The sequence below is a fragment of the Paracoccus marinus genome (assembly GCF_007018965.1).
Classification (GTDB): domain Bacteria; phylum Pseudomonadota; class Alphaproteobacteria; order Rhodobacterales; family Rhodobacteraceae; genus Paracoccus; species Paracoccus marinus.
On record NZ_VJYZ01000007.1, the window covers coordinates 187,576 to 201,790 of the forward strand.

Consider the following 14,215-nt stretch of genomic DNA (forward strand, 5'->3'; position numbering starts at 1 on the left):
GTTTTCCGGGCGCTCGCCAGCCCCGAGGATATTTCTTCCCGCCCGAACGACGAAGGTTCTCCCGTGACGCACATCATCAACGCGCTGACCGAAGTCTCGGGCGACTACGACGTCCTGTTCTGCGACCTGTGGGGCTGCGTCCACAACGGGCGCGTGGCTTACCCGGCGGCGATCGCGGCCTTGCAGGACTTCCGTCGTCAGGGCGGGCGCGTGGCGCTGATGACCAACGCGCCGCGACCGCGGCGTTTCGTGGCCGAGCAGATCGCACGGCTCAACGTCCCGCGTGACGCTTGGGACGACATCGTGACCTCGGGCGACGCGGCGCAGGACGCGATGTGGGCGGGCGAGGTGGGGCGCCGCGTCTGGCATATCGGGACCGAGAAGGACCTTGGCTTCTTCGCCGGGCCCGACGATCCCCGCGCGAGCGGCATCGAGCGCGTCGCCTTCGAGGATGCCGAGGGGATCGTGGCGACTGGCCCCTTCGACGAGACAAACGAGACGCCCGAGGATTACCGCGAGGTGCTGGAACAGGCGGCCGCGCGCGGGCTGAAGATGCTGTGCGCCAATCCCGACATCGTGGTGGACGTGGGCGAGACGCGGATCTATTGCGCGGGCGCGCTGGCAGAGCTTTACGAGCAGATCGGCGGCACGGCGCTGTACTTCGGCAAGCCCCATGCGCCGATCTACGACCTTGCGCGGCGGCATCTGGGCATCGATGCCGGGGTCCGCATCCTGTGCATCGGCGACGGGATCTCGACCGACGTCGACGGCGGGCGGCGGCAGGGGCTGGATACGCTGTTCATCACCGGCGGGCTTGCCGCCGAGCATCTTGGACCCGATGTCGAAAACCCCGAAGACGCGCTGCTGACCGCGTGGCTGGCGGGGCAGGGGCAGGCACCGGCCTATGCAATGGGGCGGCTGCGCTGATCTCTGCGCGGCTGGCGCGGGGTTGCGGCGCGGTTTATGCTGCGCTGCGGCGACAACTGGCGGTGCATTGATGAGTCTTGCGATGACGACTGCTGAGGCTGTTTTGCCGGGCGTTGACGACCTTCAGGATGTGTCCGGTGCGTCTGGCGACGGCGCGCTGCGCGGCACGATCTTCGTCGAGGATCTGGCGGTCGGCATGACGCGGCACCTGCTCAAGCAGATCACCGACGACGACATCGCGCTGTTCGCCCGCGCTTCGTCCGACCGCAATCCGGTCCACCTGGACGACGAATATGCGCAGGGGACGATGTTCAAGGGCCGGATCGCGCACGGGATGCTGACCGCGGGCCTCGTGTCCGCCGTCATTGGCGAGCAGCTGCCCGGGCACGGGACCGTCTATCTCAGCCAGACGCTGCGGTTCCTGGGTCCGGTGCGGCCCGGCGACAGCGTCCGGGCCGAGGTCCGGGTCGAGGCGATCGACCTTGCGCGCCGCCGCGTGACACTTGCCACCAGCGCATCGGTCGGCAATACGGTCGTGCTGAAAGGCGAGGCGCTGGTGCTGGCGCCAAGCCGCGTGCCCGCCTGATTGCTTGGCTGACCGCCCGCCCGAACCGGCTGGCCGCGACTTCGACGAACCAACACGACCGGACCGACCGCCGATGCAGAACCCGCCGATGCACATCCACCGCGCCTGGACCGGCCTGCCCGCGTCGGCGCGGGGGGCGACGGTCGCGATGGGCAACTTCGACGGCATCCACCGCGGCCACCGGGCGGTCCTTGACGCGGCCCGCGCCGCCCGCCCCGACGCGCCCCTGGGCGTCGTCACGTTCGAGCCGCATCCGCGCCAGGTCTTTGCCCCCGACAGCCCGCCCTTCCGCCTGATGGACGCGACCGCGCGCGCCAACCGCCTTTCGCGGCTGGGCGTGTCGCAGCTGTTCGAACTGCCCTTCGGGCCCGTGCTGGCCGGGCTCACGCCCGAGGCGTTCGCGCGCGACGTGCTGGCCCACGGCCTGGGCGTCGTTCACGTCTCGATCGGGGCCGACTTCCGCTTCGGCCACAAGCGCGCGGGCGACGCGGCCGTGCTGGCCGACCTTGGCCGCCAACTCGGCTTCGGCGTCACCGCCGTGCCGCTGAGCGGCCTTGCCGGGGACGAGCCCGCCAGCTCGACCGCGATCCGCGAGGCGCTGGCCGAGGGTCGGCCCCGCGACGCCGAGCGGATGCTGGGCCACTGGCACCGGATCGAGGGGCCGGTCCTGCACGGCGAAAAGCGCGGCCGTGAACTCGGCTATCCGACCGCCAACATGTCGGTGGCGGACCGGCTGCTGCCGAAACTCGGCGTCTATGCGGTGCTGGTCGAGGTGCTGGGCGGCCCCCATCGGGGCAGCTATCGCGGTGTCGCGAGCCTGGGGGTGCGGCCGATGTTCGGGGACAACGCGCCCAACCTGGAAACCTATATCTTCGACTTCTCGGGCGATCTTTACGGGGCCGAGCTTTCAGTCGCGCTGGTCGAATACCTGCGCCCCGAACAGAAGTTCGACAGCCTCGATGCGCTGATCGCGCAGATGCGCGAGGACGAGGCGCGGGCGCGCAAGGTTCTTGGCTGATGCGGCCTCAGTTCTGGGACCTGCCGCTGGCCGAGCTGTCGGCGGCCGAGTGGGAGGCGCTGTGCGACGGCTGCGGCAAGTGCTGCCTGAACAAGATCGAGTACGAGGATGACGGCAGCGTCGATTTCACCTGCGTCGCCTGCCGCCTGCTCGACGGACAGAGCTGCCAGTGTTCCAGCTATCCCAACCGCCACGACTTCGTGCCCGACTGCATCGTGCTGACGCCCGGCAAGCTGGACGAGATTTCCTGGTGGCTGCCCGCGACCTGCGCCTATCGCCTGCGGGCCGAGGGGAAGCCGCTTTATCCCTGGCACCACCTGATCTCGGGCGATCGCGATGCGATCCACCGGGCGGGCATGTCGGTGCAGGGCCGCACGGTCAGCGAGCTGGACGTGGACGAGGACGACTGGGACCGCTACGCGATCGAGGATCTGTCGTGAACTTCGGATCGGATAACGCCTCGGGCGTCCACCCCCGGATCATGGCCGCGATGGCCGACGCGAACGTCGGACATGCGGCGTCGTATGGCCGCGACGACCTGACCGCCCGGGCGCAAGACCGGGTGCGCGAGGTGTTCGACGCGCCCGACGCGCAGGTGTTCCTGCTGGGCACCGGCACCGGGGCCAATGCGCTGGCGCTGGCGCAGCTGTGCCCGCCCTGGGGCCGCATCTTTTGCCACCGCACCGCCCATATCGAGACAAGCGAGTCCGGCGCGCCCGCCTTCATGGCGGGCGGCGCGCAGATGGCGCTGATCGACGGGGCGGACGGCCGCATCGCGCCCCATGCGCTGAGCGCGCGGCTGTTCGACTATCCGCAGGTGGATGAACATGACGGGATGAACGCCGTCCTGTCGGTGACGAACGCGACCGAGTGGGGCACCGTCTATTCCGCCGCGCAGGTCGCGGATCTGGCGCGGATCGTGCGCGGCGCGGGCATGGCGCTGCACGTGGACGGGGCGCGGTTCGCGAACGCGGTCGCGGCCACCGGATCGGCCCCAGCCGCCCTGACCCACCGCGCGGGCGCGGACGCCATGTCGCTGGGCGGGACCAAGAACGGCTGCATGGCGCTTGAGGCGGTGGTGTTCTTCGACCCAGGCCGCACGGGCGTGCGCGCCGCCGACTTCGCGTTCCGGCGGATGCGGGCAGGGCATCTGTGGTCCAAGCACCGCTTCCTCGCCGCGCAGATGATCGCGTGGCTCGACGGCGGGCTGTGGCTGGATCTCGCGGCCCGCGCGAACGCCGCCGCCGCCGACCTCGGCCGGATCGCGGACGCGGCGGGGCTGGAGCGATTGCAGCCGGTCGAAGTGAACGAGCTGTTCGTGCGCGCGCCGCGCGGGCTGATCGCGCATCTGCGCGCGCGGGGCCTGCGCGCCGCCGACTGGCCCGATGCGGGCGACGATGCCGATCGCGGCACGATCCGACTGGTCACCAGCTGGGCCACCACCGACGACGAGCTGCGCGGGTTCGAGGACGCGGTTCAGTCCTTCGCGGGCTGAAGCGCCGCCAGCAGCAGCGCCAGCGCGTGCGCGGTCGCGGCGGCGCGGACCTGCGCGCGGCCGATGGCGCCGAACTCGACCGTTTCAGTGCGGACCCCGCCCGCATCGGCGATGCCGAAGCAGACCCGCCCCTCGGGCTTGGTCGCGGACCCGCCCGGCCCGGCGATGCCGGTGACCGATACCGCCACCCCCGCGCGCGACCGGACCAGCGCGCCCGCCGCCATCTCGGCCGCCGTGTCCTCGCTGACCGCGCCGTGGGTAGCAAGCGTGTCCGGGCGCACGCCCAGCATCTCGACCTTGGCGGCGTTCGAGTAGGTGACGAAGCCGCGGTCCACCACGTCCGACGATCCCGCGATTTCGGTCAGCGCGGCGGCGATCATACCGCCGGTGCAGCTTTCGGCGGTGGCGATCATGACACCCGCCTTCCGCGCGGCGGCCAGCACCGCCGCTGCGCCAGTCATATCAACACCGCTCACATCAGCACCGCGTGGTAGAACCCGGCCGCCGCGATCGAGGCCACGGCCGCGAACACCCCCGCCCACACATCGTCCAGCATGACGCCCGCCGCGTCGGTGCGGCGGTCGGCGCGGCCCACCAGCCACGGCTTCCAGATGTCGAACAGGCGGAAGAACAGGAATGGCGCGACGAGGCCCGGCCACGGAAACGCCTCGCGCGGCAAGCCGGCCGACCAGAACCCGGCCGAGGTCGCGCACAGCGCGATCAGCTGCCCGGCCATCTCGTCCACGACGATCTCGGGCCGGTCGCGGTCGGTCATGGCGGCGGTGTAGCGGACGACGGCCCGCCAGCCGACCGCCAGCACCAGCAGCGTGCCGGCGGCCACCAGCGGGAAATGCCCGATCCGGTGCAGGCCCCAGCCGACCGCCAGCGTCACGAGCGAGGCCCAGGTGCCGGGGCCCGGACGCAGGTGGCCGATCCCGAACAGCGTGGCGATCTGCCTGTCCATGCCGTCAGCCCCCGATCAGCGTCGCGGTGGCAAGCGCGGCGATGCCTTCGCGGCGCCCGGTGAAGCCCAGCCGTTCCGAGGTGGTGGCCTTGACGCTCACCCGGTCCGCATCGACGCCCATGATCGCGGCCAGGCGGTCCTGCATGGCGGCCGCGTGCGGGCCGACCTTGGGCATCTCGCAGACCAGCGTCACGTCGGCGTTGCCGATGCGAAAGCCCTTTTCGCGGGCAAGATCGGCCGCGTGGCGCAGGAAGATCTCGCTCGCCGCGCCCTTCCACTGCGGGTCGCTGGGCGGAAAGTGGCGGCCGATGTCGCCCTGCGCCAGCGCGCCGTAGATCGCGTCGGTCAGCGCGTGCATGCCCACGTCGGCGTCGGAATGGCCGACCAGCCCCGCGTCGTGCGCGACCTTGATCCCGCACAGCCAGACATGATCGCCCGGCCCGAAGGCGTGGACGTCGTAGCCGTTCCCCAGCCGCACATCCGTCATCGTCCCCTCCGTTCCGCCCCGCGCGCGCAGGATCGCGTCGGCCCGCGCGAAGTCGCCGGGCCATGTCAGCTTGATGTTGTCGTCCGCGCCCGCGGTGATGGCGACGGGGATGCCGGCGCGGTGGGCAATCTCCACGTCGTCGGCGGCGCTTTCGGGTGCTGCGCGATGCGCGGCAAGGATCGGGGCCAGCCGGAATCCCTGCGGCGTCTGGGCGCGGAACAGCCCGTCACGCGGGCGCATTCCGGTCACGCGGCCGTCGGCCCCGGTCCACAGCGCGTCGGTGACGGGCAGGGCAGGGGCAGCGGCATCCGCGCCCGCCCGCAGCGCGTCAAGGACGCCCGCGATCACGGCGGGCGACACCAGCGGCCGCGCGCCGTCATGGATCAGGACGTGGGTCACGCCCGATCCTTCCAGCAGGTCGAGCCCAGCGCGGACGCTTTCCGACCGCGTCTCGCCGCCCTCGACAAGCGTCACCCGGCCGCCGAGTGCGGCGATCGCGCGGGTCATGTCGTCGGGGTGGACCACCACGACCACGCGGCCCACGGGCGCCAGCGCATCGACGGCGCGGGCCAGCACCGACCGTCCGCCGACGAGGCGCCACTGCTTGGGCTCGCCCCCGCCCGCGCGGGTGCCGCGCCCGGCGGCGGTGACGAGGGCGACGGGCACGAAAGGGGACGGTGCTTCGGTCATCGGGCGATGGTTATGCCATGGGAACCTGCTCCGCAATCGGGGCGCTTGCCGGGGAGCTGCCGGGGCGCACGGCGCGAAGAGCGGGAGCTGACCACAGGCCCTGCGGCCCGGCGGCCCGTCCCCCACCACCCGGCGACGGGGCGGCAAAGCGGGCGCTTCCTCTCGAACCCGGCGGCAACTTAGCCTATATGTCGCGCGAACGATCCCGCAGCCGGAGCCGCGCCATGCCCGACAACCCCGCATCAGACCTCAGCCCCTCGGACATGGCCAAGGACGCGGCCGCGCGGGCGGCGGTGGCGCTGGTCGAGGACGGGATGCGCCTTGGCCTCGGCACCGGATCGACGGCGGTGTTCATGGTCCAGCGCCTCGCGCAGCGGGTGCGGGCCGAAGGGCTGCGCCTGCGCTGCGCCGCCACCTCGCGCGCAACCTGCGAACTGGCCGAGCATCTGGGGATGAAGATCGAGGAACTGGACGAGATCGGCTGGCTCGACCTGACGCTGGACGGCGCGGACGAGATCGACCCCGACCTCAATCTCATCAAGGGGGGCGGGGGCGCGCATCTGCGCGAAAAGATCGTCGCCGCCGCGTCCGACCGGATGGTCGTGATCGCCGATCCGCAGAAGGTCGTCGAGACGCTGGGCGCCTTTCACCTGCCGGTCGAGGTGGTCCCGTTCGGGCTGGAAACGACCCGCGTCCACATCCAGCGCCTGCTGGACGGCCAGGACCTGAGCCAGCGCCCGATGCTGCTGCGCCAGCGCGACGGCGCGGTGATGCGCACCGACGAGGGCAACGTCATCCTGGACCTGTCGCTGGACCTGATCCACGACCCCGCAACCTTGGCCGCGGGGCTTGCCGCGATCCCGGGCGTCGTCGAACACGGGCTGTTTCTCGGCCTGTGCGACACGGCCCTGATCGGCAGCCCCGACGGCTCAGTCATCGAACTTGCCCGAGAGGACGCCGCATGACCTTCGACTACGACCTTTTCGTCATCGGCGGCGGCTCTGGCGGTGTGCGCGCCGCGCGGATCGCGGCCAGCCAGCACGGCGCCCGCGTGGGACTGGCCGAGGAAAGCCGCCTTGGCGGGACCTGCGTCATCCGCGGCTGCGTGCCCAAGAAGCTGATGATCTATGCTTGCGAAGCGCCGCACGCGGCCGAGGAGGCGCGCGCCTTTGGCTGGGACGCGCAGGCGGGCCGCTTCGACTGGCCGACCTTCCGCGCCAAGCTGCATGACGAGCTGTCGCGGCTGGAAGGGATCTACCAGGGCGGGCTGGAAACGGCGGGCGTCGATATCCACCACCAGCGCGCGCGCATCCGCGACCCGCATTCGGTCGAGCTGGCGGACGGCACGGTCAAGACCGCCGCCCACATCCTTGTGGCCGCCGGCGGCCGCCCGACCCTGCCGGGCATCCCGGGCGACGATCTGGCGATGATCTCGGACGACCTGTTCGTGATGGACCGGCTGCCCGGCAAGGTGCTGGTCGTGGGCGGCGGCTTCATCGCCTGCGAATTCGCAACCATCCTCAACGGTCTCGGCTGCGACACCACGCTGACCCACCGCGGCGATCTGGTGCTGCGCGGGTTCGACCACCAGGGCCGCGAGATGGTGACGCACCAGCTGGAACATGCCGGGATCACCCTCAGGATGGAGGTGCAGCTGCAGCGGCTGGACCGCGATGGCGACGGCGAAGGCGGCGAAGGCGGCGGCGTGCGCGCGACCTTCGGCGACGGCACGACCGACCGCTACGACGCGGTGATGCTGGCCACCGGCCGCCATCCCTACACCGCCGCGCTGGGGCTGGAGGACGCGGGCGTCACGCTGGGCAAGCGCGGCGAGATCGTCGTGGACAAGTGGTCGCAGACGAACGTGCCGTCGATCTTTGCCGTGGGCGACGTCACCGACCGCGTGAACCTGACCCCCGTCGCGATCCGCGAGGGGCACGCCTTCGCCGACACGATCTTCGGCAACCATCCCCGTCACGTCGATCACACCCTGGTCGCAAGCGCGGTCTATACCCGCCCGCACGAGCTGGCGAGCGTCGGCCTGACCGAAGAGGAAGCGGCCGAGCGCGGCGACATCGAGGTCTATGCCGCGACGTTCCGCCCCATGCGGTCGCTGTTCGCCGGGTCGCAGCTTCAGGCGCTGACCAAGCTGATCGTCTGCGAAAGCACCCGCAAAGTGCTGGGCTGCCACATTTTCGCCCCCGAAGCGGGCGAGATGATCCAGCTGGCCGCCGTCGCCATCGGCATGGGCGCCACGAAGGAGGATTTCGACCTGACCGTCGCGGTCCACCCGACCCTTGCCGAGGAACTGGTGACGATGCGCCTGCCGGTGCGCCGGGCGGGGCCTAGCCACAAGGCCCGCGACGCAAGCGCGGCCTGAGGTCGCAGGCGGTCCGCGAAACGCTTGAAATCAGGCCGCGCGGCACCAGTTACGAACCGGATCGAACGATAATCTTCAAAGGCAGGACAAGGCGGTAGGGATGGCAAGTCAGGGACCCTGGGGCGGCGGCAGCGGAGGCGACAAGGACAGGGATCCAGAAGGGCCCGGCAACGGCGACGGGAACGGAAACGCCAACGACGGCGCGAACAAGGGTGCGAACGGCGGCGGCAGCGGCAACAATGCCGGGCAGGGCGGCGGCGACCGTGACCGGCCCCGGACCGCGCCCCCGCGCACGCCGCCTTCGCAGCAACCGCCCCAGACCCCGCCCCGTCCCTGGGGCCAGTCGGGCCAGCAGCCCCCGCAGGGCGGCAACCGGCCCCCGGCGGGGGGCGGAAACTCGGACATCGACAACCTCGTCCGCAAGGGACAGGAACGCCTGCGCGTCCTGATGGGCGGCAAGGACGGCGGCGGCAACCAGAATGGCGGGCAGAACGGCGGTCCCCGTCGGCCGATGCTGCCCAACCGCGCGCTCAACCGCTCGACCTGGGGGATCTTCGCCCTTGGCGCGGCGGTGCTGTGGGTGCTTGGCAGCTTCTACACCGTCGCGCCCGAGGAACGGTCGGTCGAGCTTCTGTTCGGCAGCCCCTACCAGGTTGGCGAGCCGGGCCTGAACTTCGCGCCCTGGCCCTTCGTCACCCATCAGGTCGTGCCGGTGACGCGCGAACGCTCGACCGAGATCGGCACCCGCGAGGACGAGACCGACACCGGCCTGATGCTGACCCGCGACCAGAACATCATCTACATGCAGTACCAGGTCGTCTGGAACGTGGCCGACCCCGAAAAATACCTGTTCAACCTGGCCGACCCCGAGGGCACGGTCCGCGCGGTCGCGGAATCGGCGATGCGCGACATCGTCGCCCGCAACGAGCTTTCGCCGCTGCTGAGCCGCAACCGCGGCGCGACCGCGACCGACGCGGCGCTGCAGATCCAGCAGACGCTCGACATCTACCAGTCGGGCATCGACGTGCTGCGGGTGAACCTTGGCCAGGTCGACCCACCCGAGGACGTGATCGACAGCTTCCGCGACGTGCAGGCCGCGCAGCAGGAACGCGACCGCCTGACCAAGGAAGCGGACGCCTATGCCAACCGCGTCCTCGCCGAGGCGCGGGGCCAGTCCGCGGCGCTGGCCGAACAGGCCGAAGCCTATCGCGCCGAGGCGGTCAACAACGCGCAGGGCGAGGCGGCGCGTTTCAACTCGATCTACGAGGAATACGTCAAGGCGCCGGACGTGACGCGCAAGCGCATGTACCTGGAAACCATGGAACGCGTGCTTGGCCGCGTGGACAAGGTGATCCTTGACGAAAACGGCGACGGCAGCGGGCAGGGCGTCGTGCCCTACCTGCCGCTGGACCAGCTGCGCCGGTCGGGCTCCGCGCCCGCAGCGCAGCCCGCGCCGAACCTGACGGGCCGCCCGACGGCCACCACGCCTGCGACCGGGGGTAACTGATGAGCCGCATCCTTTCCATGATCGCGCTTCCGCTGGTCATCGTCGTGGCGGTGCTTGCCATGACCTCGGTCTATATCGTCGATGTCCGCGAAAAGGCGCTGGTCACCCGCTTTGGCGAGGTCATCCACGTCCGCGAGGAACCGGGCCTCGGCCTCAAGCTGCCGCTGGTCGATACCGTCGTGACCTACGACGCCCGCATCCTTGGGCTGCAGACCGACCCGATGGAGGTGACGCCGCTGGACGACCGCCGCCTGGTGGTCGACGCGTTCGCCCGCTGGCAGATCGTCGAGGTGGCGCAGTTCCGCCGCGCCGTCGGCTCGGGCGGGATCGAGCAGGCGCAAAGCCGGATCGAGGGGATCCTGACGAACGCGATCCGCGCCGTCCTGGGCTCGGTCCCCTCGACCACGGTCCTGTCCGAGGACCGGACGCCGCTGATGAACCAGATCCGCGACCTGGCCCGGCAAGAGGCGCAGTCGCTGGGCGTCAGCATCATCGACGTGCGCCTGACCCGCACCGACCTGCCCGAGCAGAACCTGACCGCGACATATGCGCGGATGCGGGCCGAGCGCGAGCGGGAAGCGGCGGACGAGCGCGCGCGGGGCGGCGAGGCCGCGCAGCGGATCCGCGCGGCCGCCGACCGGACGGTGGTCGAACTGACCTCGCAGGCGCGCGCCCAGGCCGAGGTCGTGCGCGGCGAGGCCGACGCGCAGCGCAACGCCATCTATGCCGACGCATTCGGGCGCGATTCCGAGTTCTTCTCGTTCACGCGGTCGATGCAGGCCTATGACCGGGCGCTGCAATCGACGAACAGCTCGATCGTGCTGCGCCCGGACGGGGAGTTCTTCAGCTACCTGAACGACGCCGCACCCGAGGGCGCATCTGCAGGTGCGGCCGCTGGTGCATCCGTTGGCGGGGCAGCGACCGGAACCGGCGCGGCAACCACAGCGACGACGCCGGAACCTGCCGGGGCCGCCTCCGCAACGGGTGCCGCAGTGCAGACGCCCGCGACCACGACGGCGCCGGGTTCGACGACGCCGATCCCTGCGCCGGTGGCGGGGGCCGCTTCGACCCCGGCCGCGCCCGCGAACTGAACCTTCACCGGCCCCACCGCACGGGGCCGGTCGCCCGCCGGGATGCGACAAGGGGGCCGTTCGGTCCCTTTTTCGTTACCCAAGAGCCTTTGACCCGGCGATCCATTCACAAGGTTGCGCGTCCGCTGGTCAAGCGGCCGTGGCGGGCTATCTTCACGCAAGACGGGCGTCATGCCGCATCGACGCGGCACCTGTCATGGAGAACCGAATGAAAAGCCCACTCGATAGCTTCCGGCTGACGGCTTCGGCGCTTGCAATCACCCTCGCGCTCAGCCCCATGGCCATGGCCCAGCAGCCCGCGCCCGGCCCCGCGAACCCCGCCCCGCCGCGCGCCGAAACCGGCCAGCCCGTCACGCCGCCCGAGACCACGGTCGTCCCCGACGCCCCCCAGACGGGCGAGATCCCCGAGGCCGCGAACGACAACCAGCCGCTGAACGCGCCGGCCGCCAACGTGCCCGCAGGCGTGATGCCGCAAAGCTTCGCCGACCTCGTGGCGCAGGTCAGCCCGGCGGTCGTCAACATCACCACCAGCGCCGTCGTGTCGCGCCCGACCCAGCAGGGCCCGGCCTTTCCCGAAGGCAGCCCGTTCGGCGACATGTTCCGCGACTTCGGCTTTCCGGGCGCACCGCCCGGCCAGCAGCCCTTCGGCGCGCCGACGGAACAGCGCTCGACCGCGCTCGGTTCGGGCTTCGTGGTGTCGGCGGACGGGCTGATCGTCACCAACAACCACGTGATCGAAGGCGCCGACGAGATCGAGGTCGAGTTCTATTCCGGCGGCCGCCTGGCCGCGAAGGTGATCGGCACCGACGAGAACACCGACATCGCCGTTCTCAAGGTCGAGGCGCCGAACCCGCTGCCGTTCGTGGCGTTCGGCAACAGCGACGATGCCCGCGTCGGCGACTGGGTGCTGGCGCTCGGCAACCCGCTAGGGCAGGGCTTTTCGGCCACCACGGGGATCGTCTCGGCGAAGAGCCGGGCGCTGACCGGGGCCTATGACGACTTCATCCAGACCGACGCGGCGATCAACCGGGGCAACTCGGGCGGGCCGCTGTTCAACCTGAAGGGCGAAGTCATCGGGGTGAACACCGCGATCCTGTCGCCGACCGGCGGGTCGATCGGGATCGGCTTCTCGATGGCGTCGAACGTCGTGAGCGACGTCGTGGACCAGCTTGAGGAGTTCGGCGAGACGCGGCGCGGCTGGCTGGGCGTGATGATCCAGGACCTCAGCCCGGAAATCGCCGATTCGCTCGGGCGCGACAACGAGACCGGCGCGCTTGTGACCGACGTGCCCGATGGTCCGGCCCAGGATGGCGGGATCGAACCGGGCGACGTGATCGTGCGCTTCGAGGGGCAGGAGGTCGCGGATTCGCGCGACCTGACCCGCCGCGTGGCGAACGCGCCGGTGGGCGAGGCCGTGACGCTGACCGTCATCCGCGACGGCCGGGAACGCGATCTCGACGTGACGCTTGGCCGCCGCGAGGACGCCGAGGCCGATGCCGCCGGGACCGACCGCCCGGGCGGGGGCGCCGAGACGTCGCCCGAGAACGTGCTGGGGCTCAGCGTGACGCCGCTCACGCCCGAGCTTGCCCAGAGCCTCGACGCGCCCGAAGGCATGAAGGGCCTGGTGATCGAGGCCGTCGATCCCGCCAGCGTCGCGTCCGAGCGCGGCCTGAACGCGGGCGACATCATCACCGAGGCGGGCCAGCAGCCGGTCGAGACGCTGCGCGACCTGAGCGCGCGGATCGACGAGGCGAAGGAGGCGGGGCGCAACTCGGTCCTGCTGCTGATCCGCCGCGGCGGCGATCCCCGGTTCGTGGCGCTGCCGATCGACGAGGCCGCCGACTGAGCGCGGCGTTCGTCCCGAAACCGGAAAGGGGGGCGCGCGGCCCCCTTTACTAATTCCCGATCGGTGGCGCGGCGCGGGCACGGGCGCATGAAAAAAGGGGCCAGAGCGGCCCCTTTCTCGTTCGCGTGAAAACCGCTCAGTTCGTCGGTGCCGCCGGTGCAGCGGGTGCCGCCGCGCCGGGCGTCGCTGCGGGGGCCGCGGCCTGTGCCGCCGTCACCGCGTCGAACCCGGCGGTGAAGCCTTTCAGCGACATGTTGACCCGCACCGCGTCCTTCTCGGCCTCGGACCCGAACGGGACGAGGTTCACGGTCGCCTGCGAGCCGCGCTTCAACCCGTCAAGCTCGGCCTGGCTGATCCCGATCCGCGAGATGCAGCCGATCGGCGCGCAGACCATGAACGGGTATTTCGCGGCCTTGGCGCTGTCCACCTGCAGGCCCAGCCCGGCGCCGAGGTCGGTTTCCAGCGGCGCCACGAAGTTCAGGATCGCGGCCGCCTCGCCCTTGTAGGGGATGACCGAGATTTCGGCGACGGCGGACCCCTGCTCGTCCTTCATCAGCTGGTAGAGCTCGCACGGATCGTTGCCGTCCTGCGTCTTCATGCAGCGCAGCGTCCAGTCGGTGTGCGTGGACTTGGTGTAGAACGTGCCCGCCGGCGGCTCGCCGGGAGGGGCGGTGGTGGTCGCCGCGGTGTCGGGAATGCCCGCCGGGGCAGGGGCGGCGGGATCGGTGGCCGCAGGGGCGGCCGTGGCGTCGGTTGCGGGCGCGTCCGTTGCAGGTGCGTCCGTTGCAGGTGCCGGCGTCGCAGGGGCGGCGGGTTCGGCCGGGGTCGTCGCGGCGGGGGCGGCGTCAGGGGTCGCAGAGGTCGGGGCAGGCGTGGCCGCAGACGCGGTCGCCGGATCGGGCGTGGTCTGCGCCAGCGCGGAACCGGCCGGAACCCCGGCAAGAAGTGCCGCGGCAAGCGCGACGGACATCCGATAAGCCATGTCGTATCCTTCTGACTAGATATGTCTCGGCAGGGTTGCTAGCACGCGCTTGCCGGCTTGTCAGTCTCGGCCCGGCGGCGGCGCTTCACCTTTGCGTTCGCGGTCAGCGGCGGGCTGTCCGGTGCCGTGCGGCGCAAACGGAGAAGGACCGCGAACGCCGCGATCCTTTCCGTTTTCCATCCCTGCCGGACTGGCCGGTCATCATTGTGTCGCACTTTAGGCGCGGCGTCCCGTTGCGTCAA

At 71.1% G+C, this 14,215-nt stretch carries 14 protein-coding genes; 10 read left to right on the plus strand and 4 right to left on the minus strand.

The genetic code is table 11. From position 1 onward, the window contains the following. Nucleotides 1-63 precede the first annotated feature (63 nt). The 5 genes from FNF32_RS05160 (at nucleotide 64) to FNF32_RS05180 (ending at nucleotide 4,026) form a co-directional block, all read left to right on the plus strand. Nucleotides 64-927 (plus strand): TIGR01459 family HAD-type hydrolase, encoded by an 864-nt coding sequence (locus FNF32_RS05160; RefSeq protein ID WP_131673793.1) that lies wholly within the window; start codon nucleotides 64-66, stop codon nucleotides 925-927. A gap of 196 nt (nucleotides 928-1,123) precedes the next feature. Further along, the gene (locus FNF32_RS05165; protein ID WP_246087700.1) at nucleotides 1,124-1,513 is read left to right on the plus strand and encodes a MaoC family dehydratase; all 390 of its coding nucleotides are present in this window, start codon (nucleotides 1,124-1,126) and stop codon (nucleotides 1,511-1,513) included. A gap of 88 nt (nucleotides 1,514-1,601) precedes the next feature. Next, nucleotides 1,602-2,531 (plus strand): bifunctional riboflavin kinase/FAD synthetase, encoded by a 930-nt coding sequence (locus tag FNF32_RS05170; protein WP_131673818.1) that lies wholly within the window; start codon nucleotides 1,602-1,604, stop codon nucleotides 2,529-2,531. Further along, the gene (locus FNF32_RS05175) at nucleotides 2,531-2,971 is read left to right on the plus strand and encodes a YcgN family cysteine cluster protein (RefSeq protein WP_131673792.1); all 441 of its coding nucleotides are present in this window, start codon (nucleotides 2,531-2,533) and stop codon (nucleotides 2,969-2,971) included. Before FNF32_RS05170 ends, FNF32_RS05175 begins: the two co-directional genes overlap by 1 nt. Continuing rightward, nucleotides 2,968-4,026, plus strand: a complete 1,059-nt coding sequence (locus FNF32_RS05180; protein ID WP_131673791.1) for a threonine aldolase family protein — start codon at nucleotides 2,968-2,970, stop codon at nucleotides 4,024-4,026. Before FNF32_RS05175 ends, FNF32_RS05180 begins: the two co-directional genes overlap by 4 nt. On the opposite strand, the gene FNF32_RS05185 is transcribed toward FNF32_RS05180, so the two are convergent. The 3 genes from FNF32_RS05185 to FNF32_RS05195 are packed head-to-tail and all read right to left on the minus strand — an operon-like array spanning nucleotide 4,008 to nucleotide 6,167. Next, nucleotides 4,008-4,487: a CinA family protein gene (locus FNF32_RS05185; protein ID WP_131673790.1), complete on the minus strand. Its 480-nt coding sequence runs from the start codon at nucleotides 4,485-4,487 to the stop codon at nucleotides 4,008-4,010. The two genes, FNF32_RS05180 and FNF32_RS05185, sit on opposite strands and share 19 nt — an antisense overlap. Nucleotides 4,488-4,498: 11 nt before the next feature. Then, complete coding sequence (locus FNF32_RS05190) at nucleotides 4,499-4,990, minus strand: phosphatidylglycerophosphatase A family protein (protein ID WP_131673789.1); 492 nt, start codon at nucleotides 4,988-4,990, stop codon at nucleotides 4,499-4,501. Nucleotides 4,991-4,994: 4 nt separating this feature from the next. Continuing rightward, on the minus strand, nucleotides 4,995-6,167 hold the full coding sequence (locus FNF32_RS05195) for a bifunctional 2-C-methyl-D-erythritol 4-phosphate cytidylyltransferase/2-C-methyl-D-erythritol 2,4-cyclodiphosphate synthase (protein WP_131673788.1): 1,173 nt from the start codon (nucleotides 6,165-6,167) through the stop codon (nucleotides 4,995-4,997). A gap of 224 nt (nucleotides 6,168-6,391) precedes the next feature. Here FNF32_RS05195 and rpiA point away from each other — a divergent pair, with 224 nt between their 5' ends. The 5 genes from rpiA to FNF32_RS05220 all read left to right on the plus strand — a co-directional run bounded on the left by rpiA (nucleotide 6,392) and on the right by FNF32_RS05220 (nucleotide 12,991). Further along, a complete protein-coding gene (gene rpiA / locus FNF32_RS05200) occupies nucleotides 6,392-7,132 on the plus strand; it encodes a ribose-5-phosphate isomerase RpiA (protein WP_131673787.1) in 741 nt (246 codons plus the stop codon). Next, entirely contained in the window at nucleotides 7,129-8,547 is a 1,419-nt protein-coding gene (gene gorA, locus FNF32_RS05205; protein WP_131673786.1) for a glutathione-disulfide reductase, read from the plus strand. The genes rpiA and gorA overlap by 4 nt, the downstream gene beginning before the upstream one ends. Before the next feature lie 100 nt (nucleotides 8,548-8,647). After that, nucleotides 8,648-10,054 (plus strand): FtsH protease activity modulator HflK, encoded by a 1,407-nt coding sequence (hflK, locus tag FNF32_RS05210; protein ID WP_131673785.1) that lies wholly within the window; start codon nucleotides 8,648-8,650, stop codon nucleotides 10,052-10,054. Then, nucleotides 10,054-11,145, plus strand: a complete 1,092-nt coding sequence (gene hflC / locus FNF32_RS05215; protein WP_131673784.1) for a protease modulator HflC — start codon at nucleotides 10,054-10,056, stop codon at nucleotides 11,143-11,145. Before hflK ends, hflC begins: the two co-directional genes overlap by 1 nt. 208 nt (nucleotides 11,146-11,353) lie before the next feature. After that, on the plus strand, nucleotides 11,354-12,991 hold the full coding sequence (locus tag FNF32_RS05220; RefSeq protein WP_425467888.1) for a DegQ family serine endoprotease: 1,638 nt from the start codon (nucleotides 11,354-11,356) through the stop codon (nucleotides 12,989-12,991). Between the two features lie 136 nt (nucleotides 12,992-13,127). Here the strand turns inward: FNF32_RS05220 and FNF32_RS05225 are convergent, their stop codons facing one another. Further along, nucleotides 13,128-13,973, minus strand: a complete 846-nt coding sequence (locus FNF32_RS05225) for an invasion associated locus B family protein (RefSeq protein ID WP_246087695.1) — start codon at nucleotides 13,971-13,973, stop codon at nucleotides 13,128-13,130. Nucleotides 13,974-14,215 lie beyond the last annotated feature (242 nt).